Source organism: Gracilimonas sp. B-17, assembly GCF_056857935.1.
Window position 1 is genome coordinate 215,124 of the sequence record NZ_JBSXOA010000009.1, and the last position, 25,816, is coordinate 240,939.

At 43.3% G+C, this 25,816-nt stretch carries 19 protein-coding genes; 10 read left to right on the plus strand and 9 right to left on the minus strand.

Going from position 1 to position 25,816, the window contains the following annotated elements; all coding sequences use genetic code 11:
- Window positions 1–24 precede the first annotated feature (24 nt).
- The 3 genes from AC13FX_RS02630 to AC13FX_RS02640 form a co-directional block, all read right to left on the minus strand.
- Window positions 25–2,070 (minus strand): hypothetical protein, encoded by a 2,046-nt coding sequence (locus AC13FX_RS02630; protein WP_482878884.1) that lies wholly within the window; start codon window positions 2,068–2,070, stop codon window positions 25–27.
- 147 nt (window positions 2,071–2,217) lie between these two features.
- Window positions 2,218–3,867: an IPT/TIG domain-containing protein gene (locus AC13FX_RS02635; RefSeq protein ID WP_482878885.1), complete on the minus strand. Its 1,650-nt coding sequence runs from the start codon at window positions 3,865–3,867 to the stop codon at window positions 2,218–2,220.
- 326 nt (window positions 3,868–4,193) lie between these two features.
- Window positions 4,194–4,457: a hypothetical protein gene (locus tag AC13FX_RS02640; protein WP_482878886.1), complete on the minus strand. Its 264-nt coding sequence runs from the start codon at window positions 4,455–4,457 to the stop codon at window positions 4,194–4,196.
- 249 nt (window positions 4,458–4,706) lie between these two features.
- On the opposite strand from AC13FX_RS02640, the gene dnaX reads away from it, so the two are divergent.
- From dnaX to AC13FX_RS02670, 6 genes are all read left to right on the plus strand, one after another.
- On the plus strand, window positions 4,707–6,578 hold the full coding sequence (gene dnaX, locus AC13FX_RS02645) for a DNA polymerase III subunit gamma/tau (RefSeq protein WP_482878887.1): 1,872 nt from the start codon (window positions 4,707–4,709) through the stop codon (window positions 6,576–6,578).
- Window positions 6,579–6,680: 102 nt separating this feature from the next.
- Window positions 6,681–7,028 carry a YbaB/EbfC family nucleoid-associated protein gene (locus AC13FX_RS02650; protein ID WP_482878888.1) on the plus strand — a complete coding sequence of 116 codons (348 nt, stop codon included), beginning with the start codon at window positions 6,681–6,683 and terminating at the stop codon, window positions 7,026–7,028.
- Window positions 7,029–7,116: 88 nt separating this feature from the next.
- Complete coding sequence (gene recR, locus AC13FX_RS02655; RefSeq protein ID WP_482878890.1) at window positions 7,117–7,719, plus strand: recombination mediator RecR; 603 nt, start codon at window positions 7,117–7,119, stop codon at window positions 7,717–7,719.
- 99 nt (window positions 7,720–7,818) lie between these two features.
- Window positions 7,819–9,699, plus strand: a complete 1,881-nt coding sequence (locus AC13FX_RS02660) for a M1 family metallopeptidase (protein WP_482878891.1) — start codon at window positions 7,819–7,821, stop codon at window positions 9,697–9,699.
- Between the two features lie 118 nt (window positions 9,700–9,817).
- A complete protein-coding gene (locus tag AC13FX_RS02665; RefSeq protein ID WP_482878892.1) occupies window positions 9,818–10,972 on the plus strand; it encodes an NAD(P)-dependent malic enzyme in 1,155 nt (384 codons plus the stop codon).
- 117 nt (window positions 10,973–11,089) lie between these two features.
- Window positions 11,090–13,312 (plus strand): carbohydrate binding family 9 domain-containing protein, encoded by a 2,223-nt coding sequence (locus AC13FX_RS02670; protein ID WP_482878893.1) that lies wholly within the window; start codon window positions 11,090–11,092, stop codon window positions 13,310–13,312.
- 248 nt (window positions 13,313–13,560) lie between these two features.
- Here the strand turns inward: AC13FX_RS02670 and AC13FX_RS02675 are convergent, their stop codons facing one another.
- The 5 genes from AC13FX_RS02675 to AC13FX_RS02695 all read right to left on the minus strand — a co-directional run bounded on the left by AC13FX_RS02675 (window position 13,561) and on the right by AC13FX_RS02695 (window position 21,933).
- Complete coding sequence (locus tag AC13FX_RS02675) at window positions 13,561–16,815, minus strand: S41 family peptidase (RefSeq protein ID WP_482878894.1); 3,255 nt, start codon at window positions 16,813–16,815, stop codon at window positions 13,561–13,563.
- Between the two features lie 264 nt (window positions 16,816–17,079).
- Window positions 17,080–18,219, minus strand: coding sequence for a class I SAM-dependent methyltransferase (locus tag AC13FX_RS02680; RefSeq protein ID WP_482878895.1), 1,140 nt, complete (start codon window positions 18,217–18,219; stop codon window positions 17,080–17,082).
- A gap of 11 nt (window positions 18,220–18,230) precedes the next feature.
- Window positions 18,231–18,797 (minus strand): hypothetical protein, encoded by a 567-nt coding sequence (locus AC13FX_RS02685; RefSeq protein WP_482878896.1) that lies wholly within the window; start codon window positions 18,795–18,797, stop codon window positions 18,231–18,233.
- Window positions 18,798–18,900: 103 nt separating this feature from the next.
- The gene (gene topA / locus AC13FX_RS02690) at window positions 18,901–21,444 is read right to left on the minus strand and encodes a type I DNA topoisomerase (RefSeq protein WP_482878898.1); all 2,544 of its coding nucleotides are present in this window, start codon (window positions 21,442–21,444) and stop codon (window positions 18,901–18,903) included.
- Between the two features lie 12 nt (window positions 21,445–21,456).
- Window positions 21,457–21,933, minus strand: a complete 477-nt coding sequence (locus AC13FX_RS02695) for a peroxiredoxin (RefSeq protein ID WP_482878899.1) — start codon at window positions 21,931–21,933, stop codon at window positions 21,457–21,459.
- Between the two features lie 184 nt (window positions 21,934–22,117).
- On the opposite strand from AC13FX_RS02695, the gene AC13FX_RS02700 reads away from it, so the two are divergent.
- Together AC13FX_RS02700 and AC13FX_RS02705 are read left to right on the plus strand one after the other, a co-directional pair.
- Window positions 22,118–22,357 (plus strand): FitA-like ribbon-helix-helix domain-containing protein, encoded by a 240-nt coding sequence (locus AC13FX_RS02700; protein WP_482878900.1) that lies wholly within the window; start codon window positions 22,118–22,120, stop codon window positions 22,355–22,357.
- The gene (locus tag AC13FX_RS02705) at window positions 22,354–22,752 is read left to right on the plus strand and encodes a type II toxin-antitoxin system VapC family toxin (RefSeq protein WP_482878901.1); all 399 of its coding nucleotides are present in this window, start codon (window positions 22,354–22,356) and stop codon (window positions 22,750–22,752) included. The genes AC13FX_RS02700 and AC13FX_RS02705 overlap by 4 nt, the downstream gene beginning before the upstream one ends.
- Window positions 22,753–22,764: 12 nt before the next feature.
- Here the strand turns inward: AC13FX_RS02705 and AC13FX_RS02710 are convergent, their stop codons facing one another.
- A complete protein-coding gene (locus tag AC13FX_RS02710) occupies window positions 22,765–23,238 on the minus strand; it encodes an NUDIX hydrolase (protein ID WP_482878902.1) in 474 nt (157 codons plus the stop codon).
- Window positions 23,239–23,339: 101 nt separating this feature from the next.
- Between AC13FX_RS02710 and AC13FX_RS02715 the strand changes: the two genes are divergently transcribed.
- Complete coding sequence (locus tag AC13FX_RS02715; RefSeq protein WP_482878904.1) at window positions 23,340–24,521, plus strand: phosphorylase family protein; 1,182 nt, start codon at window positions 23,340–23,342, stop codon at window positions 24,519–24,521.
- A gap of 482 nt (window positions 24,522–25,003) precedes the next feature.
- Window positions 25,004–25,816, plus strand: a complete 813-nt coding sequence (locus AC13FX_RS02720; protein WP_482878905.1) for a DUF2975 domain-containing protein — start codon at window positions 25,004–25,006, stop codon at window positions 25,814–25,816.

The window sequence follows — 25,816 nt, forward strand, 5'->3', positions numbered from 1 at the left end:
TAACCTTCTTATGATAGTTCGCTACTAATACGTGTATTCATTCAGATTGTCATTATTTGCGTAGGTTACGTTGGTCTTATTAAGTATCGCATCACGACCCGTTCTGATGATAACCCCATAGTTGGCGCTATTCTCGATCGATGAGTTTGTGAGCGTGAGGTATCCGTCATTATAGACCCCCAGGTTTCCGGCATCCATATAGATCGCCAGATCCTTTCCGCCCCCATACTCCACTAAAACATGATCCATGATATTATCCACAGATGAGGATGAGATCAGAATACCACCCCAGGCACCTTTTGATTGTGATCTACCCGTAAATGTGATCGGTTCGGAAGCTGAACCCAATGCTTTGAAGACGCTCACGCCGGCTGTTGTCGAACCTGAAACTACCAGGTTCACGTTGGTACCCATCTCAAAATAAGCACCGGCTTCAATGGTAACTTCATTATCTATGGTTACGGTTTGTGAAAAGTAATAAGTTCCATTATTCAGGTTACTCCAGGTCACAGCACCAGAGTCTTCGGTGTCTCCTTTGTAAACTTCGACATCTCCACCGTTAAAGTTGGTTTGACCATCTATAAAACCCGCCTGTGTTGGGTGAATGTACATGTCTGAGAATTCATTATTATTAAATGAACTGCTCTCAACACTAAAGGTTGATCCGTCTCTTCTCGTTTGAATTCCATAGCCATCACTATCGGTTATGGACACATTTCGAAGGGTCACTTTAGCATTATCGATAGCCATATTGGTTTTTCCAAAATAGGTTCTGATCTCACTGCTGCCACCATAACTGATATCAACATGCTCAAGGAGATTATCGACTGAACTTGTACCGATAAAGATACCTCTCCATGCACCCGGCGCTTTACTTACCCCTGTAAAAACGATCTTATCTGTTGCAGTACCCTGCGCTATGATCGTTGATCCGTTATTTATATCCAAGCCGGCATCGGCTGCAAATTCAAATTCAGTTCCTGCTTCAATAGTTACTGTATGCCCAAAATCTGATTTGGCCATGATCTGATATTTAGCTCCATTCAGATTTGCAATATCCATGTCAGCTGTGGTATCCCCACTGTAAACGAAAACATATCCGCCATCAAAGGAACTGCCGTTATCGAAATACCCCATTTGATCAGTGTGAATGTACGCATGACCAAGATCATTAGCCTCAAAGGTCATATTCTGCATGGGAAATTCCGATTCGTTTCGGCGGGTTTGAATTCCATACCCTCCACTATTCGAAATTTTAACTTCAGACATCTGTACCATAGCCCTGTCAATAGTTACAGTAGCATTTTCAAAGTAGGTACCTGCTGAAACACTCCCTCCATAACTGATCTCAGCATTACTGATCGAGTTTTCAACTGAATTAGAATAGATATTCAAGCCTCTCCAGAAACCATTCACTGACTGATTTTCTCCTGTGATCACAATCATATTATCAGTTTCGCCATCCGCTTTAATAATTCCGGCTCCGTTTATATCGATCCCCAGATCCTGCTGAACATAGATCACAACGCCGGGTTCAATAGTCAGCATCGCCTCGATATCTAAATTACCTACTACCAGGTAATCAGGCTTTGTCGGATCTGTAAATAGATCCACCAATGTAGAATCACTGCTAATGGTACCACTCAGTTCAATGGTATTCTGCTCAACAGGTGTTACCGTGATGGTTGCAGTTTGGGAATCAGAAACATTTTCAGATGAATTGCTAATTTCCAGTTCCACAATGTAGTCTCCGGCTACATCCGGTGTAAATACTGCATTTTGTTGGGTTGAGCCTGTTATAGTTGCAGAGCTCCCTGCCGGGCGATCCGTAAACGACCAGCTAACATCATAACCGATATTCTGATCGTCACTTGAAGCCGTTGCATCTAAATTAACGTCCATTCCCACTTCTGGTGAGGCCGGGGAATACCCGATCACCGCCGAAAGTGTGGGGGGATCTGAATTATCCGGTTGATCAGGCACTGTTTCATTCGTTGGCGATTCACTACAAGAAGTAAGAATCAATAAGGTTGTTAGTAAAAATGATATGGTAAGTTGTTTAATCTTCATGTGTTGTTTTTAGAACTTAATGTTGAAATTGAAATTCAAGACCATCTAAAATCTCTCTTTGTAAGCCTCAAACCTTTGTTATTTAATTACTGTCAATACCCCTGATATTCATGGGACATATCTATTCACCCATATTGGAATGCAGGATCAGTTGGCTCCCCATTTTGGATACCTCATATCATCATCATAATCCGTCAAAATGGATGGGGATCCGGAGCCATCTGCAGTTGCTGTCATGATCTCCTGATCGTTTCCATCAAATCCTTCAAAGACGATCTGTGTTCCATCCGGTGACCAGGCCGGATCTCTTCTTCCATTTTGAGAGTCTGTTATCCTGACAATATTTGAACCGTCTGCAGCCATCGTATAGATGTCGAAGCTTCCATTCCTCGTACTTGCGAATGCAATTTTTGAACCATCAGGTGACCATACAGGATCCTGATCCCGTACACTCGATCCTGCCGGATCATTGGTAAGCAGAGACAAGTTAGTTCCATCTGCATCCATGACTGCTATCTCGTAGTTATCTACCGGAAATGCATCAAACACTATTTTTGTACCATCAGGTGACCAATCGGGCTCTCTTCCGCTATAATTATTATCGGTCAGTGGAGTCAAATTCGAACCATCGGCGTCGATCACGAAGATCTGTGGGTTTCGATTGGCATCATATCTTGAAAACACGATCTGAGTACCATCTGGTGACCAGGCGGGATCATTATTACCACTCCCATTTGATGTCAGGCTGGTGAAAGTGGAACTGTCAATATTATATACATACAGATCAGAATTTGTTACCGGCCCCTGAGAAAAGACGATCTTTGAGCCATCCGGTGATATATCAAAAGAATTGAATCCTATCCTTTCAAAAAATAGTGTAAGGTCACTTCCATCCGGATTCATTGAATAGATCTGTTCAGGCGACTTTGAATCGTTCACAAAGACGATCCTATTTTCAACAAGCGAAATTTCAGTGCAGGTTATCTGATAACTTGTTTGGGTTGTATCACCTGCTACAATTTCTATAGGCCGCGGATTTTGTCCACTTAGTGAACAGTTATCATTTATTCCTTTCAATTCTGCGGTGTAACTGCCCTTCGTTACTTCACCCCTTGTTGCTTTAGATGTGGTGGCAGAGATCGGAGTATCTTTTCCATCAAATGTCAGGATCATACTTTGGTCCTGATCAGGCCCGTTTCTGCTGAATAAAAATTCAACCGCACCCTCGTTTATTACATCGAAATCTGGTCCCGTTGTTGTTTTCCCATCCACTGTTACTTCAATAGGACCATCAGTTGCACCTTGCGGAACCTGTGTCATCAACTCATCCTCAGACGCATTCAGTATCTGTGCTTCAGTCCCATTGAAAGTGATCAAATTTTCAGAGGCAGTATCACTAAAATTCATTCCCGATATCGCCACCTGCTCTCCAACCACTCCCTGTTCCGGATCAACCGAACTGATTCCGGGGGTCAGTGATTCAACCGTAAAGGTTGGTCCATTTACCGTTTGGTTCCCAACTTCAACACTGATGACACCGGTTGTAGCTGTTTCCGGGACTGTTGCTTTGAGATGGGAAGCACTCGCACTTGTTATGTCTGCTTCTACACTATTGAAAAATACTTTATTGTTTGTAGCCTCCTCAGAAAACCCACTTCCATTGATCGTGACTAAAGCACCGGGAGGACCACTGTCTGGCTGTACACCGGTGATCTCCGGATCGGGCGTGCTGTTGCCGCCACTACATGAAATCAACATTAAGGCTATTACCGTTAGAACAAGTGACGAATGTCTCATTTGTGAATTTTATTGCAGATTCAACAACTAATACGATGTCGCATCCTAAACCCGCTCAAAATTCCTTCAATATTTGGACTCACCTGAAATTAGATCTAAAAATTAAGGTAAGCTTACTTAATACTGCCTTTATGAGGAGACACATCCTGCAAAGTTTCCTTTTACTTAAAACATCACAATGATCGTAACAACCATGAACAAGACTCAAAAACTTGCGGGCAAAAATGATATGATCCAAACTTACCATTGGGAAAAGGCTGTGCAATTGGCGGCCCAATGTGGAGAACTTCTATGATGATGAACACAGGTAACTAATGAAGTTTTATTTACATCACAGCAATATTTGCAACAGAAAGGATCAACCAGGCTACAGTAAATGTTGCCAAATATTCCTCAGTGTTCAGTGGTTTTCTAATGATCCAGTAAATAATTAGAGGAATGACCGATACTATAGTTGCAAAAGCAAAATGACCAAGCATGCTAAATATCAGGCCAAGTGCAGTAACCTGATCTGAAGTGATAAGGGATACAGTCAGAGTCAATAGCACTAATATTACCCACCAAACGATATGTTCTCTAAATAATTTCATTGGTTGAACTTATTGTGTTTAGTGACAGGTAATTGTTCTAGTAACACCTTCAGAATTTAAAGAAATTTTTATCAAAGCCCCATTTTGCTCCCGTTGTTATAAACATAAATGGCCTTACAAGAATGCCAAATTCTATGAAGCCATTTTGAATCGATACACAACCAAAATTCACCTTATTAAATCCCCAAATCACTCCAATTTTTTCTCTTCCTTTTTGTACATTGTGATGATTGAAAAACCGATTTATCAATGTCAGATACCTACCGCGCACTTACCAGAAAATACAGACCTACTTCTTTTGAGGATATTGTCTCGCAGGAACATGTGAGTGATACCATAAAGAATGCGATCAAACAAAATCGCCTTTCTCATGCATATATGTTTTGTGGTCCACGCGGAGTTGGTAAAACGACTATGGCCAGAGTACTTGCCCGTACCATAAATGAGATCGATATCAGTGTTGATGGGGAGTCACTGAATCAGACATTGAATATTGTGGAAATGGATGCCGCCTCCAACAATAAGGTGGATGATGTACACCATCTCAGGGAAAGTGTTCGAATTCCTCCCCAAAATGGAAAGTACAAGGTATTTATTGTGGATGAGGTCCATATGCTCAGTAAGGCAGCTTTTAATGCCTTGCTTAAGACCCTTGAGGAGCCTCCAGAACATGCTATTTTTATTTTTGCGACCACCGAGCCTCATAAAGTCCTCCCTACTATCTTATCTCGTGTTCAGCGATTCGATTTCAAGCGTATCTCCGTTGATGAGATCGTACAGCGACTTCGAAAGATAGCAATCGACGAAGATATTTCGATCGACGAAGAGTCGCTTCATGTGATCGCTAAAAAAGCTGATGGCGCCCTTCGTGATGCCCTCGGGCTTATGGATCAGGCCATTGCATTCTGCGGAGACACCATTACTCATAATGAACTGTTGCAGGCGCTCAATGTAGTTGGAACCGATCGCCTCTTTGAGTTTATGGAATGTGTTAAGGATCATGATGCAGACCGCGGGCTGGAACTGATTAATACCCTGCTTCAGGAAGGTTATGACATTCAGGAATATCTGATCGGCCTGACAGAACACCTTCGGAACCTCTACATCGCTTACGAGACTACCAAACTGTATCTGGTCGAAGCGTCTGAAGAGACCAAAAAACGATATCAGCAGACGGCCGGACATTTTTCGCGGGATGACCTTATGCGCATGCTGCATATCATCAGCGAAGCACAGATCAAACTAAAGGATGCAAGCCAGCCAAGGATCCAGTTCGAGATCACCCTACTTAAGCTCATCCACATGGAAAGAAGTGAGCAGCTTGCAGAGCTGTTGGAAGGCCTTCAGGAGTTAAAAAAAAACTCCGGTAACTTTGTAGCCCCGTCCCAAAACGGTTCAGCCCCAAAAAAACCGGATGCTAAAGCTGAAAACGAGCCCGAAAAGGTATCTGAGCCTGAAGAAGAGACCATCACGACCGAAACAGTAACCGAACAGGCTGCAGGTACCCATGAAACAGCAGAAAAATCTGAAGAAATTGAAGCAGAAGAGGCAGGCCCGGTTCCCCAGCCAAATGAAGGGAAAGTAGAAGTTGATGAAGAATTAGGTGAGGAAGATGATGATTTTGATATCGGAACTCCGGCCTTAATAACAACTCTTACACGTAAAGCTCGCGCATCGGTTCAGGCCGAAAAACAAAAGAATCCGGTCTCCTCTAACGGATCTGCAACAGAAACACCGTCCGAGAAAGATGTTCCTGAAAAGATCACTACAGAATATGTACAGCAGATATGGGTTGAATATCTGGAATCCCTGAAAGGAGATTTCCCGATGCTTTTGCATCTGCAAATGGAACGGGTTAAGGTAAAACGAGTCAAAGGTGGCGAACTGCACCTGGAGTGCGATAACGACTTTGCCCAAAAAATGCTGAATGAGCAAAGTACGGATCTACAGTTCAAGCTAAAGGAATTTACAGGAACCGTACTGCGTTTTAATATTTCAGTGGGTGAGAAAGATGAAAAAGACAAACCCATGAGCGTGTATGAACGCTTCAAGCAAATACAACAAAAAGACCCTATCATACGTGATATCGTTGAGATATTTGGGGCAGAACTTGAATATTAGTGTCAACAACTAAGGTATTATGCACAAAGTAGCTGCAACTGCTTTCAATATTCAGTGTTCACGATGTTTTGTAAAACAGTTTATTAATCAAAATTCTAAGCTATGAACAATTTTAATATGGCCGATATGTTTGGCAAGATCCAGGAAATGCAATCGAAAATGCAGGAAGCTCAGGAAGGGCTGAAAGAAGTCATTGTTGAGGCTGAAGCCGGTGGCGGCATGGTAAAAGTGAAGGCCAACGGTAATAAACAGATCGTGTCCATTGAAATGGACGATGATGTGGTAGATCCATCTGACAAGGAAATGTTAGAAGACCTTATCGTGGCAGGTGTTAACAAAGCCCTTGAAAAAGCGGAGGAGGCATCCAAAGAAAAAATGCAGGAAATGTATAAGAATATGATGCCCGGTGGCGGTATTCCCGGTATGGACATGTCAAAATTTGGACTCTAAGGGAAATTCAAAATGAAAAATGAAAGATTAAAAATGGGTTACATACACCCTGATTTTTCATTTTTAATCTTAAATTTTTAATTCCTTAATGCAGATAACCTCAGAATATCTAGAACGAGCGATCGAGCAACTTTCCAAGCTCCCGGGTACAGGAAGAAAATCAGCCCAGCGTATTGCCATTCATCTTTTAAAGCAAAACAACGATTATGCCATGAGTCTGGCTCAGGCTATCGTAGACCTTAAGGAAAAGGTAACCCGGTGTTCCATCTGCGGCAATGTCAGCGATTCCGACCCTTGTAAGATCTGTGATAATCCCAAAAGAGACCCCTCGGCCATTTGTGTAGTGGAGGAATTCAACGATGTTTATATCATTGAAAAATCGAATGAATTTCGTGGACGCTATCATGTATTGGGTGGAGTGATATCTCCTATGGATAATATTGGTCCTGATAAACTTCGCATACAGGAATTACTAAAACGAGTCGGAGAAGATGAGCAGATCAATGAGATCATACTTGCCTTGAATCCCGATGCCGAGGGCGAGGCGACCTCATACTACATCAATAAATTATTGAAGCAATATGATGTAAGGGTAACGCGTATTGCTTATGGAATTCCGATGGGAACCGAACTTGAGTTCATCGATGAAGCCACTTTAAGCCGTGCCTTCGCCAGCAGAAACAGTTTTTAATATATTTGAAATGAAAAATTCCAAATTTAAAATTAACCTGAGTGGTCAATAATTTTTCATTTTGAATTTTAAATTTTGAATTAACTCTAACAAAACGGTATGAAAAAACTACTATCGCTACTACTTGTTACTATTCTAACATTGCCTGTTTTGCAGGCACAGCACCGTGATTACTGGCAACAGCACGTTGATTACACAATGGAGATCGATGTGGATGCCGAAAACCATCAATATTCCGGTGAGCAAACATTGGTTTATACCAATAACTCTCCTCACACCCTGGATCGTGTATATTATCACCTCTACTTCAATGCCTTTCAGCCTGGGAGCATGATGGACGTTCGTTCCAGAACTATTGCAGACCCTGACCGACGCGTTGGCGATCGCATTTACAATCTTTCAGAAGACGAGATCGGCTATCAGCGTGTGAACTCGCTCACACAAAATGGTCGTGCAGTTAATTACGAGACTGACGGAACCGTGTTAGTGGTTGACCTTAATGAACCGATCGGACCTGGCGAAAAGGCCACGTTTGAAATGGAATGGGATGCACAGGTTCCTCTCCAGATCCGCCGTTCCGGCTGGAATAATGCTGAGGGCGTTGAATTCTCAATGAGCCAGTGGTACCCAAAAATGGCTGAATATGATTTTCAGGGATGGCATCCAAATGAATATGTTGGACGTGAATTCCATGCTCCTTTTGGAAACTTTGATGTAAAGATAACCATCGACCAGGATTATGTGTTAGGTGGAACCGGTATTCTTCAGAACCCAAATGAGATCGGGTATGGTTATGAAGAAGAAGGTGCACAGGTAAATCGTCCAGGTGGCGATAAAATGACATGGCACTTCAAAGCCGAAAATGTGATCGATTTCTTTTGGGGAGCCGATCCCGATTTTAAACATGTCACAGCACAGGTTCCAAACGGACCAAAACTGCACTTTCTTTATCAGCAGCCTGCTGTAGTTGAAGGAGCCTCTGAGGAAGCCAATGCACAGTATACAGAAAACTGGGAACAGCTGGTTGACTACACTATCGGCGCATTTGAATATGCCAATGAACATTTTGGAGAGTACCCATATCCGCAATACACCAACCTGCAAGGCGGTGACGGCGGTATGGAGTATCCTATGGGAACTCTTATCACAGGAGGTCGCAGTCTCGGTAGTCTGGTAGGCGTGATGGTGCACGAGATGTATCACAGCTGGTTCCAGAATGTCCTAGCTACCAATGAAAGCCTTCTTGAGTGGATGGATGAAGGTTTTACCAGTTTTGCCTCTTCAGAGACCATGGCACACTTATTTGATCGTGACGGTAACGTTCATGCCGGTTCATATCGCAGCTATAACTATATTGTTCAAAGCGGTAACGAAGAACCAATGATTACCCATGCAGACCATTATAATACCAATGGGGCTTACAGTGTGGCTGCTTACTCCAAAGGTGCCGTATTCCTTAATCAGCTTGAATATATCATCGGTAAGGAAGATTTCAGAAATGGAATGCTGAAGTATCATGAAACCTGGAAGATGAAGCATCCGACTGCCCTTGATTACATCAATATCATGGAACAGGAGTCCGGTATGATCCTCGACTGGTATTACGAATATTTTGTTCAAACCACCAAGACCATCGATTATGGAATAGAGTCTGTTGTAGGTGATCAGAACAAGACCGTAGCTAAATTAGAGCGTAATAACCTGATGCCAATGCCATTGGATATTGTTGTGGAATACACAAATGGAGAAAAAGAGCTTTTTTATCTTCCGTTACGTATGATGCGTGGAGAGAAGCCGAACGAAACCGATATCAAGCGCACGGTTCTGCGAGACTGGACCTGGGTTGAACCGACTTACAACCTTGTCATTAACAAGCCGGCTTCACAGATCAAGAGTATCACGATCGATCCGACTCAACGTTTAGCTGATATAAATACAGATAATAATTCTTTCGATGTCGCTTCAATGTTGAGTGAATAATTCCTTATTTTTAGCAGATCATCTAAAGGCGTTGCAATCTGCAACGCCTTTTTTATTTACTGAATTTTTTAAAACTCAATATATCTAAGCAAGAACACGCTTAAACTCATCACTCACCATGTCAAAAAAAGACTACGCTAAACTGGCTCTTGAAGCACACAATAAATATAAAGGTAAGATCTCTGTTGAACCCAAAATGCCCCTCGAAACCAAAGATGATCTGAGTATTGCATATACCCCGGGTGTGGCAAAACCTTGCCAGGAGATCGCAGACGATAAAGAAAATGCTTATAAATACACTGCAAAAGGAAATATGGTAGCTGTGGTCAGTGACGGCTCAGCTGTATTAGGTCTTGGCAATATTGGTCCTGAAGCCTCCCTTCCGGTTATGGAAGGAAAATCCGTATTGTTCAAAAAATTTGCCAATGTGGATGCCTTCCCTATCATACTCGACACTCAGAATACCGATGAGATCGTTCAAACTGTAAAGAACATTGCTCCGGGATTTGGCGGGATCAACCTGGAAGACATCTCTGCACCTCGTTGCTTTGAAATTGAAAAACGTTTGAAGCAGGAACTCAATATCCCCGTATTCCATGACGACCAACACGGAACTGCTATTGTAACACTGGCCGGCATGTACAATGCTCTTGAACTCACCCACAAAGAAATGAAAGATTTGCAAGTGGTTGTTAATGGTGCCGGTGCAGCTGGCGTAGCCATTGTGAAACTATTATTTGCAGCCGGTGTTAAAGATGTCATTATGTGTGACAGCCGTGGCATCATTTACAAAGGCCGGAACAGCCTGAATGATACCAAAAAGGAAATGGCTGAGACTACCAACAAACAGGGTCGAAAAGGGTCTCTGGCTGATGCTGTTAAAGACATGGATGTATTCATTGGGGTTTCCGTTCCAAATGTACTTTCCCAAGATATGGTGAAAAGCATGAACAAAGATCCTATGATCTTTGCCATGTCTAACCCGGATCCGGAAATTCTTCCCGACCATGCCAAGGAAGCCGGTGCTGCGGTTGTTGCAACCGGCCGTTCTGACTTCCCTAATCAGATCAATAATGTTTTGGCGTTTCCGGGTCTTTTCAGAGGTGCTCTTGATGCTCGCATCACTCGATTGACAACAAAAATGTTCATCACTGCGGCCAAAGCCATCGCCGATTGTGTAGAAAATGTGACCCCGGATAAGATCATACCAAGTCCTTTTGATGAACGTGTACCTCAGCGAGTGGCAAAAGCAATCATCGAAAGCGCAGAATAACAGAAGCTGATTCAGCACGGAGGTGTGGTCCCGATATCTTTTTACAAAAAGCACCTCCGACTGATATTCAAAATCTTTACTTTTCCTGACTTCTTTCAACAAAATAACAGGAAAGTAATGAGGTCCATATATTTAGCTGCCTGGCTGATTCTGTTCACATCTTATTCTACCAATGCATTTGGGCAGATCCAACCGCCGGTACCCGCACCAACAGATTTTGAAGTCACCGCCGTTTTCACTGAAAACCCACCATATATAGATGGTGACCTGAGTGATGAGGTTTGGCAGGATATTCAGCCTATTACCGATCTTACTCAGGTTTGGCCCAACGACGGTGCCAAGGCTACGGAAGACTCTGAAGTCAGGATAGCTTACGACCGTGACCATTTATATTTCGCATTCCGGTTTTATGACAAGAATCCGGACCTGATCAGGGCCAAGAACCTTGAACGAGGTGGTCGTAATAACAGGGATGATCATGCCTACATTGGAATTGACACATATCGTGATGGACGTAATGCTTACCTGTTCGAAATGAATGCGCTTGGAACTCAGGATGATGCCCTGGTAACTGATGAAAGAATAAGCTATGAGAGTTTTTCATGGGATGCCGTCTTCATTAGCGAAACTATGATCGATGATGAAGGTTGGACCCTTGAAGTTTCAATCCCGTTTCGTCAGCTTCGTTTTCCGGAGGGTGACGATCTTGAGTTTGGCTTGATGGTATCCCGAATGATCAACCGAAAAAATGAGCGTGTGCTATGGCCGGCCATTGGTATGGAGTATGGAGGCAGTTTTGGAGTACTGGCTGCGGCGTCCCAATATGGCACCCTAAAAGGGATCAAAAACATTCGCCGTGGAAATAATATTGAGTTTAAGCCTTACATCATATCAGGTGTGCAGGAAGTGCGCCCTGACCTGCAGAATGAGGCAACCAATACCGATTATACCTATGATATTGGGGGAGACATGAAATGGGGTATCACTTCGAACCTGACTCTGGATATGACCATCAACACCGATTTTGCCCAGGTAGAGTCTGATAACGTTCAGCTTAATTTATCCCGGTTCAGCCTCTTTTTTCCTGAAAAAAGGGAATTCTTTTTAGAGCGATCAGGTCTTTTTCTTCATGGAAATAGTCGCTCAACTCAGACCTTCTTTTCAAGGCGTATTGGTCTAACCGATCAGATCCTAACCGGAGCACGGATGACCGGTCAGGTTGGACGGTTTTCTATCGGGGCCATGAACATAGAAACCGGTGATAAATTCAAACAAGCATTTGGTAGTCAATCCGTCAATAATTCAGTTGCCAGAATTCGAACTGATATTTTCCCTCGTGCCACTGTAGGCAGTATAATCACAAATGTCGAGCAGGTAAATGGCTACAACCGGGCACTTGGTTTCGACACAAAGTACCGGTTCTGGACTTCAAGTGAGTTCAATGCATGGTATACTAAGGTTTGGGATGACACCGATATTCTTAATGATCAGGCAGGCCATGCCAGTTTACAGCTTCAAAATGACACCTATGAGATCGGTGGGTCTTTCACGAGTGTAGGTACTAATTATGCCCCTGCCCTTGGTTTTGTGCGAAGGCAGGATATTAAAGAATATTCTGGTAATATCGGTTATAACCCAACCGTACAAATAGATGTTTTACCCGGTATCCGGCGATTTAACCTGGGTACCGATTATGACTATATCGAAGGACAGGACGGTGTCAAACAGTCGGCGTATTGGTCCGGGAGTATAAGAGCAGAATTCAGCAGAAATCAAAATATAACCCTTTCTGCTAACCGGGAATTTGAACGATTACTTTCACCATTTTCCATTAGGCCCAATGCTATTATTCCTGCCGGCGACTATACATTCGACAGGGTTGGACTTAGTATTACTACTGATGAAAGTCAGCGTGTTTTTGGATCGGCATCAGCCGGCATTGGTGAGTTCTTTAGTGGAAACAGAACCGAATTTGGTGGAAGTATTGGGTTTCGTCAGTCTAAACATTTACATGTTGAAGCTAATTTCGACCACAGTATCATTGACCTGCCAATCACAAACGGTGAGTTTGAAGCCACTACAGTATCAACCTCCATTCTTGGGGCCCTGAGTCGCAAGCTCTTTGCCAAAGCATTGATACAATACGATAACTTTTCAAGAGATCTTCAAGCTAACCTCAGAATAAACTGGATCCATACACCGGGAAGTGATCTTTTCTTTGTGTTCAACACATCATACCACCTCACCGGAGATAACGAAAACCTCTTTGATCCCCGTCGTGATATGATCATGAACAGTCAAGCCGCAGTTGCCAAAGTCACGTATTTGATCATGTTGTAATGGGGTAGGATAATTCCATCATTCGGTTCCGCTTACACCGATATCTACATTCAAAGCCTGTTCGGAACCGGGTGATGGAGTAAGTGAAGGGTTAGGGATTAAATCAAACTCATCCATCACCCCGTCCATTTCTCTAATTTTATCTCATAAGCCTATTTATACAGGACGAAATGATGGATTTAGCATAAAAAAACCCGGTGAAAGTGGATCCACCGGGCTGATTTACATTCCAGAAAACTGAAATCAGATTATTCACCATCCCTATCCGGACGTTTCCATCGTATTGGGTCTTCTGGTGTAGGAATGATCGGATCCTCATAATTACGAAGAAGACGAAGAGCTTCTTCTACTGCTGCTTCAAGTTGAGGGTCATGTCCGTTGATCACTTCTTTTGGTGTTTGCATTACTTCAATATCAGGTGCAACTCCTTCGCCTTCAACATCCCATTCTCCATCAAGATTGTAAAATCCACCTCGTGGAGCCACAAAATAGCCGCCATCAACAAAGGGTGGCGTATCCCAGGTTCCAACCAGGCCTCCCCAGGTTTTAGCACCAACCAAAGGACCGATCTCCATCTTTCTGAAAAGAAACGGAAGAAGGTCTCCTCCTGATCCGGCACGTTCGTTTATGACCATGACTTTTGGCCCCCATATTCCCGCACCCGGTGTAGTAAACGGTGTTCTGTCAGCCGCCTTACTGTTGAAGAACCCGTGCAGTTCACGCGCCATGATGTCCACCATGTAATCTGCAGCGGAGCCTCCCCCATTGTTACGTTCATCAATAATGGCCCCTTTCTTATGCTGTTGTGCAAAATAGTAACGATTGAAGTAGGTGTAACCACCCTGACCCGTATTTGGCACCCAAACATAAGCCAATTTTCCGTCTGACATTTCATCCACTTTTCGTCGGTTCCCTTCTACCCAATCCCGGGTTCTTAACCCGGATTCATTTGAGATCGGTACGACCGTCACTAAACGGGCACCTTCTGTCCGGGGTCGGTCATTGACCAAAATCTTGATCTGCCGTCCTACGGTTCCCTCAAAATAAGTGTAGAAATTTTCTTCAGTATTGAGTGTTTCGCCATTTACCTCAAGGATGTAATCACCTTCATTTACATCTATCCCCGGTCCGGATAATGGAGCTTCAAGATCAGGATTCCAGCTCTCACCGGTATAGATCTTATCGATTCTGTAAGCCCCGTTCTGGATGGATATATCAGCTCCTAAAAGACCGGCTTGAACGTTTTCAAGGTCAGGGAAATCACCCCCGCCTACATAAGAATGACCAACAGCCACCTCACCACTCATGATATCAAGCACATAATTCAGGTCAGATCGGTGTTTTGCATGGGCCACCCAGGGGGCATACCACTCATATATTTCATCCCATGGAGCTCCGTGCATATTGTCAACATATAGGAAGTCGCGCATGAATCGCCATCCGTCTTTGAATATCTGTTGAAATTCCTTCTGTGGATCAACTTTTATATTGATCCCTGAGATATTCAGGCTGCCTTCTCCTGAACTTTTTTCACCGGTATCAGTGGATACGATTCCCCACGTTCCGCCACTTCTGTAAAGCAGATTCTTACGGTCTTGAGATACCACTCCTTCATTGAAGTTATTCAGGAATAAACTTCCCTCCTTTTTGGTCAGGTCATATTTATGGAGTCTGGTTCCTTCATTTGAAACAGATTCTGTGTAAAACACATCCCCTCCCGGTCCCGGCATCAATCCCGTATAATTTCGCTCAGGGACATTCAAGGCCAGAGTTCGTTCAGCAATATTATCGAAGCTGATGGTAACGGAAACCGATTCTTCCCCGGAATCACCATTGGATTCCTCAGTACCTTTCTCAGCAACTTCCTCATCATCACTTTTAGGTAATAATGGGGAAGGCTTATCATCAGACAGAACGATCATATATAAAGCTCTTGTCACCGGCATGTTATACGAACTCATGTCAAGCCAGCCTGTGTTCAATCCATAATCTGTACTTGCAAGGAAGTAAAGGTATTTACCGTCCTCACTCCAAACCGGAGTGATGGCATCCGACATCCCATCGGTGATCTGATGAGTTTGCCCCGTTTCAATATTGTGAACCTGAACCGTTTTGAATTGATTATCCTGTAATTTCACATACGCGATCCACTTGCTATCAGGAGACCAAACCGGATTCAACGTTCGGTTAGGATGGGCATATCCGTCTGTATCTACTTTTTTAGCTTCGCCATTCTCTATGTTGACATACCACAGATTATAATCGGTGTCTGTATAGGCTATATACCTTCCATCAGGCGACCAATCCGGACGGAAGTAATAGGTCGGGTTTGGCAGTTCAATCAATCTCGGGTCTTCCATTCCATACTGATCCGTGATCATCAGGTTGTATTCACCGCTTTCATCAGAGAACCACGCGACTTTTTCACCATCAGGTGACCATATAGGATATCGTTCAGCACTGGCGGATGATTCACTGAGACGTCTCCATGTTCCGTTTTCTTTTGGAACTGTTACGATCTCTCCCCTGAATTCAAAGATGGCTCGTTTACCGGTTGGGGAGATAGAGGCATTATTCAGATCATTGGCATCAGGCGATTCCCAGCGTGGCCGTCCCCAGCTCATATCTCCGGATACCTCAATTTCCAGCTGTTCTGAGTTACCGTTTGCAGGATCGAGTAGATGAAGGTAACCGCCTTGTTCATATACGATCATCCCGTCACCGGCATCCAGGCTTTTCACATCAAAATCTGAGTGAAATGTCCATTGTTTTTCCTCACCGGTTTCCGGATCGAAAGACCAGATATTGTTGGCATAATCCCGCTCAGATAAATAGAACACCTGATCATCGTGCCAAACCGGATCTGTATGACGTTCATTGTCAGGTCGCGGGGTTTGAACCAGATCATAATTTTCCAGGTTCACGATCCAAATGGGTTGAGCCTGTCCGCCGCGATAATTTCTCCATTCCGGATCCCAGAAAGTTATCGGGTTATAGGCCAGATATTTTCCGTCCAGCGACATTTCACCTGTGGCCGCTCGCGGAATAGGTAATACTTCGGCGTTACCTCCATCTGTACTAATTTTCCATATCCTGTTAAGCTGGGTTGGATGACCATCTCTTCCAGATCTAAACAGTATATCACCTTCAGGTGTCCATCCGGTCACTACATCCGCTCCGGGATGCCAGGTCAAACGTTTAGGCGAACCACCTTCGGCAGGAATTACGTACACATCCGAATTACCCTCATACTGCCCGGTAAAAGCGATCATGTTCCCATCTGGTGAGTAATGAGGATTATTTTCTCCTCCAATATTGCTCGACAGACGAACTGCTTTTCCTCCATCTTTGTCAATTTTCCAAAGATCATTGGCATGAACAAAGACAATACCGTTTTCAGAAATAGTGGGCTCCCTCAATAGCTGAGTCCCTTGTGCAAAAGCACATATTTGTATTGAAATGAATGCAAGAGTTAGAATCAGAAAAGTGATGCGCTGCTTCATAAATATCCCATGATTTGTTAATAACCAGCCGGAATATAAACAATAGAAAGTGAGGAAAAAGAGGAGTGATAATTCTTTAGGAAGTTCAAAGTGAACTACATCATTCGGTTCCGCTTACACCGATATCTACATTCAAAGCCTGTTCGGAACCGGATGATGGAGTGGGGGAAGGGTTAGGTGGTTGAATCAAACTCATCAATCACCCTGTCCATTGCCTTAATATTCAAACCGATACCTAATTACACAGGACGGAATGATGGATGTTTAGGTTTTCTCAGGCTTCAAACCTTCGAATCCGCACTCATAAACTATAAACTTATCGTTCTGAGCCAGCACTTTTACCTTGAAGATCTTTTCAAGGTGGGTTTTATAATTAAGATGCTGATTGGCCACACAGATAAAGCGTCCGGTTTGTTTTAACCTTTCTGCAACTTCATTAAATAGCCGAATTGTTACCTCAATATTCGTCTCATGGCCGAAATGAAAAGGTGGATTGCTAACTGCGAGGTCAAGACTCTTTTCAGGAATATCATCCAAACGATCGTTCCAGAAGTAGTGTACGCCGAAGCCATCAATATTGAGTTTGGCAGATTCGATAGACAGATAAGAATCATCAGTGAGAAAGATCTCTGCTTCGGGCTTTTGAAGCTGAACTGCCATGGCAATCACCCCATTTCCACATGCCATATCAAGTATTCGATTTTCTGACTCTTTTACCTGAATCTGATCGATCAAAAACTGAGTCGCATAATCGATGTGATCGGCTGAAAATACTCCATAATTTTGCTGAATTTTCCTTTCGGCTTTTCCACCAAAATCATATTCCAAATGATGAACCAGGGACTTATTGAGTGACTTCTTCTTTCCTTTTAAAATCAAGACCCGTGACTTTTTTCGAGCCAGGCTTTGATCAACTTCTTCAAAATAGTTATCAGCAATACTTAGTATTTGGGTGGTGAAATATTTGGTCATGAACCCGCAAAATACCGTTCCATCTTCTGCTAAATTTGAATGTATCTCGTGCAGGTACAACTCGAAAAGGTCTGTCGATTTTGGGATATTGAGCACCACCTTGTCAAATCTTTGAACCATCGGATCCAAAGGATGCATAAAATGAACCTTATCTGAATCTATGTGATTAAGATCCAGGTTTTGAAGAATGGACCGTTCCTGACTTTTCCGTTCTATGATAACGGTTGGATCAAACCGGCTCAACAAACAGCTCAAATAACCAAAGCGATCATTTACGATCCCGATATTGGTATCGGTTACCGTTTGTTCGCCCTCAAATATATGACTGATCAGGTATTCATCGGCCGCACTCCAGGCACGCAGTGATCGGTTGGTGGTTTTAGGGTAGCGGGAAAAGGAGTAGGTTTTACCCTCGAAATCGTATGTATCCACAAATGAGATCCTTAGAACAAGCTGGTTTGCTCTTTATCTTCTTTCTGTGCCTGTTCTATTTGAGGTTCATCAGAAGGAGTGAAGGTTTTAAGCATTTCAGGCATGAACCTTTTTTCATAGATGCGCCGGGCAATACCGTGAAGGGCTTTTTCTCCCCTTGGGGTGATCCTCAAAAAACCGGAATCATCTTCATCCAGAAACCCGAAAGATCGAAGGTCATTAACGATCAGGTATGCAAGTTTTTCAGTGACGCCTGCATTTTTCTCAACATACTCTCTGTGTGGCGGTTCATCCTCACTGATATAAACTAACCCCAAAACATTTAGTTCAATGTCGGTAAGGGGAAAGCCCTCACTCCCTTTGGTCAACAACTCATCCCACGTACTTTGGGAGTAATATAGCCCGAACCACCATTTGGCTTCACGCAACAAATGCCCCGTTGAGGCACACGCAAAAGGCTGCCCCGGTTGAGCCTTTCTCGGTTCACCCCGACTGCGATACATATTCACCATAGTAGCAAGATCCAATTCATGGATATTGGGTGGATATCTGAAATAAAAATCGCTGCGTTTTTGCATGAGATCCTTAAGCTGTCTTTATGTTAATGACAGTAGTGAATATAAATCTACAAAAAAAATTATAAAGCCACCGACCAGCGAAATCGGTTCAACCCTTCATGAGTTATCCCTTTTCCTTGATCAGGTCCATGGCCTTTGCGAGTGTAAAATCTTCCGGCGTCTCACCTTTGGGCAAGCTGATATTCTTTTTGCCATGTTTGATGTATGGTCCATATCGCCCGGTCATCACTTTGATCGGTTTGTCAGTATCAGGATGCTTCCCAAGGTCCTGAATCTCATTACTGCCTCTTCTTGATTGCTTTTTCTGAGCCAATAATTCAACTGCGCGATCCAGTTCAATATCCAGAACACTGTCTGATTTTGGAATGGATTTGAACTTTCCATCATGAACAACATATGGTCCGTAACGGCCTACACCGGCCTTAACTACTTTATTATCTTCCGGGTGTTCACCCAATTTGCGAGGCAGCTCAAGCAGTTTAAGTGCAAGATCCAGGTCTACATCACTTAGCTCCATGTCCTTTAACAATGATACACGCTTCGGTTTTTTATTGTCATCAGTTACTTCACCACGCTGCACATATGGGCCATAACGACCTGATAGTAAAAATATCGGATCGCCCGATTCCGGATCGTGGCCGATCGGCTTATCCTGCTCTTCCGAGATCTTGATCAGCTCTTCGAGTTTTTCAGAAGAGATATCACTTGGATCCATATCGTTTGGCAGTGATGTTGTCACTTCTTCACCATTTTTGGTCATGCGAGCATAGGGCCCAAAACGACCTACTGCCACCTTAATACCTTCCATTCCTTCCAGTGGCAGATCCAATAGCTTAGCTTCCTGGGGATCGATCTTGTCTTCCTGCGTGTCAACTTTGGCTTTCAGTCCGTTTTCACCATTATAATAATCTTCCAGGTATTTGACCGGATCCTGCTTCCCTTCAGCCACGGCATCCAATTTGTCTTCCAGGTCAGAGGTGAACTGGCTGTCCACAAGATCAGGAAAGTGTTTTTCGAGCAGTGACGATACAGCAAAAGCTGTAAATGTTGGGATCAGCGTTTTACCCTCACTTTTCGCATACCCACGATCCTGTATGGTACTTATAATGGATGCATAGGTACTTGGCCGTCCTACTCCTCTTTTCTCCAGCTCTTTCACCAGGGTTGCTTCTGTAAAGCGTGCAGGCGGTTTCGTTTCGTGACTGACAAAATTCAGATCATCCAATCCGGTTCTGTCTCCTTCTTTCATTTCAGGAAGAAAGTTTTCCTGATTTTCGAGAGCAGCTTCCGGGTCATCACTGCCTTCCACATAGGCGCGGAAATAACCGGGGAAAAGAATTTTCTTTCCGCCGGCGCGGAAATCAGCATCCGTTCCATTGTGAGAAGCCCGGATCGTGACATTGGTAAACTCCAGCTCCGCTTCTGCCATTTGTGTAGCGATCGTACGCTTCCAGATCAGGTCATAAAGCTTGAACTCACGGCCACTTAATCCGGCCTTATCCGGTTTTACAAAACGTGAACCTGAAGGACGAATGGCCTCGTGAGCTTCCTGCGCACCTTTCCCTTTTTTACTGTAATTCCTTACCCGCTCAAATAAATAATCTTCACCGTACTCATCGGTTACTGCATCACGGGCCGCACCGATAGCCTGGCCGGAAAGCCGGGTTGAATCCGTACGCATGTAGGTGATAAACCCTTTTTCATATAATTTCTGAGCCACGCTCATCGTGTCTCGGGCTGAAAAACCAAACTTACGGTTGGCCTCCTGCTGTAAGGTTGAGGTAATAAATGGTGGTGCCGGGTTTCGCTTCTGCGTTTTAACATCCACATTAATGACTGACCATTTGGCTTCTTTCAGGTCATCCACAAGAGCACTGGCTTTGTCCTCATCCAGCAAAACAACAGACTTTGGTTTTTTCAGCTTGCCGGTGTTCTCATCAAAATCTTTTCCACTGGCAAGACGCTTTTCATTGAGATGCGTCAGGTCGGCATCAAATTTATAATCATCCCCTTCCTTATGAAGCTGCGCTTTCAGATCATAGTAGGTCGCACTTCTGAACTTCATGCGCTCACGCTCACGCTCCACCAAAAACTCAACCGCTACCGATTGAACCCGTCCGGCAGAAAGACCCGGAGAGATCTTTTTCCATAATAACGGGGATACGGTATAACCCGCCAGCCGGTCCAGAATTCGGCGTGTTTCCTGAGCGTGTACCAGATTCATATCAATGTCGCGGGTATTTTCCAGCGCATTCATCACAGCTTCTTTGGTGATCTCCCGGAATGCCATTCTCTTCACCGGCACTTTCGGTTTCAGGATCTCCATCAGGTGCCATGAAATAGCCTCTCCTTCCCGGTCCTCATCCGTTGCCAATATAAGTTCATCTGCATCTTTGAGCAGCTTTTTGAGCTTGGTAACTACTTTCTTTTTGGATGAAGGGATCACATAGAGGGGATCGAAACGATCATCCACATTGATCCCTAAATTTGACCAGCTCTCTTTTTTATACTTGGCCGGAATTTCCTTGGCCGAAGAAGGCAGGTCACGAATGTGACCCATAGAGGAGTCCACCACGTACCCTTTGGGCAGATACTTCTTAATAGTTTTAGTTTTTGTAGGGGACTCTACAATGACGAGACTTTTCATGTAAAAACAGGATTAATTCAATTCTTCGACCAGCTCTTTTAACTCTCCGGCGTGGTCTTTCGTATTCACTTTTTTGATAGTTCCCAAAATAGTACCATCTGTATCAATAACAAAGGCCGAACGTGATGGGGCTTCATACTCTCTTCCGTACATTTTTTTCTGAACGATGGAATCTGTGGCTTCTGCAAATTTGTAGTCAGGGTCAGATACCAATGTAAAATCAATACCCTGCTTCTCAGCATAGCGTTTATGTGATCCACAGGTATCTTTACTTACGGCCACCAGATTATATCCTTTATCGGTAAACCATTTGGAATGATCCGCCAGGTTTTTGGTTTGGCGATCGCACCCGCCTGTGTTATTCTTCATATATACCGATACAATGGTCGGCTTATCCAGCAGATCTTTAAAATTGATCTCTTTTTCTTCTCCATTCTGCACGGCTTTAACCGTAAAATCGAGGTTGGCTTTACTACCTGTTTCTAACATAATTGATTGATTTAATTTTCTTTCATCATTGGGATGTGATAACTGAAAGTAAGAAGGGATTCGTTCGATTTCAGTATTTACTCTTTATCTCTTTCATAATCTTAACATATCAGTACAGGAAATATGAGTTGCATTATATTGGCCACGATATTAGTTTCATTATACAACCAAAATGAAACCAAACATGGCTAATATAACTGTAAAAAATATCCCAAAGCCGATTTACGAAAAGTTAAAAAAACAAGCTGAGGCTCGTCACCGAAGCATGAACAGCGAGATCATTGCTTGCCTTGAAAAGGCCGTTGAGCCAAATCGCGTTTCTGATAATGAGATCTTGTACGAGGCCCGAATGGCAAGAAAAATGGCCAAAAAAGCATTAAATACTGAAGATATTCAGAATGCCATTGAAAAAGGCCGGTCATGATCGTTGTTGACACCAATATCATAGCACATTTCTGGCTTCCTTCCAGTCAATCTGATCTTTGCGATCAATTATTCCAAAAAGAACCTCATTGGACAGCCCCGGTTCTATGGCGCAGTGAATTTCGTAATGTAGTTTTGTTGTATCTAAGAAAAGACCTGATCTCCCTTTCACAGGCCATGCTTATTACTGAAAAGGCCGAGACTCAAATGTTTGAACGTGAATTTCATGTAAACTCAAACAGAGTCCTTGAGATAGGTGAAAGATCTTCCTGTTCAGCATACGATTGTGAATTTATAAGTCTGGCCAGGGACCTTGACATTCAATTGGTTACACTGGATAAACAGATATTAAAAGACTTTCCCAGTATTTCGTCTCATCCTGAAGACATCATCTGACAAGCTATATGCTTATTCCTTGACTCTTCTCCACAGCAGGTACTTAGACACAGCCGCTACCACCAGTGAATGATGTACGGTTCCTTCGTGAACCATCTTTAGAAAATCATCCATCGGCATCGTATGAATATTGATGCGTTCATTCCCATCCAACTGTTGCTCCTGCACCTTTTGACAGTTCTCAACTACGTATAAATGCGTATAATTGGTCAGAAAAGCCGGATTAGAGCTTACCTTGCCTAAGTAACTCCAGGTATCTCCCGCATATCCTGTTTCCTCAAGCAACTCCCGCCGAGCCGTTTCATCATGGGTTTCACCGGCATCCACCATGCCACCCGGTAATTCCAGAGTGGGCTCTTCTATCCCATACCGAAATTGTTCCACCAATACGATCTCATTGTCCGAAGTCAGCGGAATCACATTCATCCACTCAGGGGCTTCGATGATCGAGAAAGTAGCCGAATGATCTTCCGATTCTAATTTCATATCGCGACTTAAAAGTTTGAAGATATTCGTCGTATATTTGAGTTCTTCTTTCGTGGTGACCCACGGCTCAATCGAAAATTTAAAATCACGGGTATTCATAGATGTCGGACACGCTCAAATTAGTTAAAGATCAGTTTTCTTCGGAGGCGGAACTTAAAAAAGCTATCGATAAAGCGTTGGACCTGATGGAGGATATTTATCGATCCGGCAAGTACCCCAAGATGATCGTTGAGCGTTCATGGAGCAAACATAACCCGGTCATTGACGGTGAATTGGCTCAACCTGCTGCCTACAGGTGGTATCTGAAACGAGAGATCGAACGCCTTATCACCAACGACGCCACGGTATTTATAAAACCCTCCCGTGATGTACTGCCCCTTCATGAGCCCGTGCTTTTTGATAACCTGGATGAGAACGACTGGAATATCACCCAGAAGAAACTCTTTCTTTTCCGTGCCGAACGCATCGACATTTCACTGGATCGGTTGCAACACTACACTGGAACCAAACCCGAGGATTTTCAGCGCTACATTCTGTTTACCAACTATGACATGCATGTGGATGTATTCCTGGAGATGTTTCCCGATTGTACGAAACCGACTCACCAGGGGGTACAGATGCCGGCCTACCACCACAAAATGGAGAATAACTCCGGAGTTACCCTGGTGAATATTGGAGTAGGGCCTTCTAACGCTAAGACCATTACAGACCACGTTGGTGTTCTTCGCTCTGATGCTATGGTCATGGTTGGGCATTGTGGCGGACTTCGAAACCACCAGGATATCGGTGATTTTGTATTAGCCAACGGGTATTACAGGGCCGACCAGGTTCTGGACGATCTATTTCCTATAGGTATTCCCGTGTCACCTAACTACATCCTGAACCGGTATATGCAGGAAGTGTTAAATCAGAATAACATGAATCATCGCATCGGCACGGTTTATACGACAGCCAACCGAAACTGGGAATTTTCCAAAGCCAAGACCGTAGAAGAAATTCATATGAGCCGAAGCGTGGCAGTTGATATGGAATCGGCCACGGTAGCCACCAATGGGTTCCGTTACCGTATTCCTCACGCTACATTATTATGTGTGAGTGATAAGCCATTGCACGGCAAACCCAAGTTGTCCGGGGCAGCCCAATCCTTCTACCAGAACTCTAAAGAGATGCACCTCAAAATGGTGATAGATGCGCTGCAAATGGTGAAGGACAATTATCCGGAAGGATTACCTAACTCCAGTATCCGGGCCTTTAATGAACCACTGATGGGCGGAACGGAGTAAGGAATAGCGAACACTCAACATTGAACATTCAATATTCAATGTCCGCGTGTTCCCACTTCATCATTCCCTGTTGGATATTGGTTATTTTTCCTTAAAGTGGTCATTCCCGCGAAAGCGGGAATCTAAATGCTTGCCATAGAATCAATATTTGATTCCTGCTCATACTATTAGATCTCAGGCCTGCCTACCGGCAAAGTCAGGCATTCACTGAGAGATCACTTTGATTAGATCTGCGTAAGGGCGTATCGCAATACGTCCTTACTTAACACTTACCAATTTTCTTTTCTGGTTGGTCAGCGGCGGAACCCTTCACCTTGCTCCAATCGCAATGTGTTGGAACGAAATCGTTTTCTAAGCCCTAACGGGGCTCCGGTATATTATCACAAATGCAATGTAGTTTATTTCTCTATTCGGCAACTATTTATTGTTATTCAATAAATAATTATTGATATTCATAATAAATAATGAACGAATATTGACCTATGCAACCATCAAAAAAGTTTACAATCCTTGTTTGGGCATGTAATCTAGCACTTATAGTACTATCACTTATTATAATTGGTTCTAGTTACTACTATACTCTAATTCCTGGGTTAATAGGACTTGAAAATAACTTTGAGGGAGCAACAAAATATTCAGCCCGTATCACTCAAAATTTCTTGTCAGATTATTACACTTTTGAGCGAGTGATTGACAAAGATAAAGGCATTGATATTGAAGGATATTATTTTGCTTCAACCCGAAATCTATATTCTATCCCAATTTCTGATTCTGTTCTGATTGGTGCTAATAAAATTGATCAGGAAGGAAATAAATCAGAGATGACCTTTCCAGATATAAAGATTAATAACGTCACTGTAAGTAAATCCGCTGGAAATTTTCCTGTTCGAATAGCTTCACCTGCCATTTCCCTAAGCAAAGAAAAATTTCAATCTCTAGCACAAAAAAATGTAATCTCATTTATCCTGATCGGAATTTATATCTTCATATTTTTCTGGTTTCTTCGAAAATTTGTTTCAGGTTTAAGAACCCCCAATTTCTTTAACGAAACAATTTCAAGATATCTGTATATCTGTGCTAGCATGGTCACTTTCGCTCCGGTGTTAATATGGGGATGGACTAACTGGATTCGACCGGACCTATATTCAGCTTATGTTTTTGAAAACGCTAAGGCAATCGAGCAAACATCCAGTCTTCCAACGGTTCTATTTTTCTTTGGCGTGATATTACTAGTGATCGCCTGGTGTTTTGATCAGGGTGTTAAACTACAAAAAGAACAAGAATTAACGGTTTAG

What these genes read in the sequence shown, in the direction of transcription:
- AC13FX_RS02630 (WP_482878884.1), bottom strand. Translation starts at nt 2,070, where the DNA reads ATGAAGATTAAACAACTTACCATATCATTTTTACTAACAACCTTATTG.
- AC13FX_RS02635 (WP_482878885.1), bottom strand. Translation starts at nt 3,867, where the DNA reads ATGAGACATTCGTCACTTGTTCTAACGGTAATAGCCTTAATGTTGATT.
- AC13FX_RS02640 (WP_482878886.1), bottom strand. Translation starts at nt 4,457, where the DNA reads ATGAAATTATTTAGAGAACATATCGTTTGGTGGGTAATATTAGTGCTA.
- dnaX (WP_482878887.1), top strand. Translation starts at nt 4,707, where the DNA reads ATGTCAGATACCTACCGCGCACTTACCAGAAAATACAGACCTACTTCT.
- AC13FX_RS02650 (WP_482878888.1), top strand. Translation starts at nt 6,681, where the DNA reads ATGAACAATTTTAATATGGCCGATATGTTTGGCAAGATCCAGGAAATG.
- recR (WP_482878890.1), top strand. Translation starts at nt 7,117, where the DNA reads ATGCAGATAACCTCAGAATATCTAGAACGAGCGATCGAGCAACTTTCC.
- AC13FX_RS02660 (WP_482878891.1), top strand. Translation starts at nt 7,819, where the DNA reads ATGAAAAAACTACTATCGCTACTACTTGTTACTATTCTAACATTGCCT.
- AC13FX_RS02665 (WP_482878892.1), top strand. Translation starts at nt 9,818, where the DNA reads ATGTCAAAAAAAGACTACGCTAAACTGGCTCTTGAAGCACACAATAAA.
- AC13FX_RS02670 (WP_482878893.1), top strand. Translation starts at nt 11,090, where the DNA reads ATGAGGTCCATATATTTAGCTGCCTGGCTGATTCTGTTCACATCTTAT.
- AC13FX_RS02675 (WP_482878894.1), bottom strand. Translation starts at nt 16,815, where the DNA reads ATGAAGCAGCGCATCACTTTTCTGATTCTAACTCTTGCATTCATTTCA.
- AC13FX_RS02685 (WP_482878896.1), bottom strand. Translation starts at nt 18,797, where the DNA reads ATGCAAAAACGCAGCGATTTTTATTTCAGATATCCACCCAATATCCAT.
- topA (WP_482878898.1), bottom strand. Translation starts at nt 21,444, where the DNA reads ATGAAAAGTCTCGTCATTGTAGAGTCCCCTACAAAAACTAAAACTATT.
- AC13FX_RS02695 (WP_482878899.1), bottom strand. Translation starts at nt 21,933, where the DNA reads ATGTTAGAAACAGGTAGTAAAGCCAACCTCGATTTTACGGTTAAAGCC.
- AC13FX_RS02700 (WP_482878900.1), top strand. Translation starts at nt 22,118, where the DNA reads ATGGCTAATATAACTGTAAAAAATATCCCAAAGCCGATTTACGAAAAG.
- AC13FX_RS02705 (WP_482878901.1), top strand. Translation starts at nt 22,354, where the DNA reads ATGATCGTTGTTGACACCAATATCATAGCACATTTCTGGCTTCCTTCC.
- AC13FX_RS02710 (WP_482878902.1), bottom strand. Translation starts at nt 23,238, where the DNA reads ATGAAATTAGAATCGGAAGATCATTCGGCTACTTTCTCGATCATCGAA.
- AC13FX_RS02715 (WP_482878904.1), top strand. Translation starts at nt 23,340, where the DNA reads ATGTCGGACACGCTCAAATTAGTTAAAGATCAGTTTTCTTCGGAGGCG.
- AC13FX_RS02720 (WP_482878905.1), top strand. Translation starts at nt 25,004, where the DNA reads ATGCAACCATCAAAAAAGTTTACAATCCTTGTTTGGGCATGTAATCTA.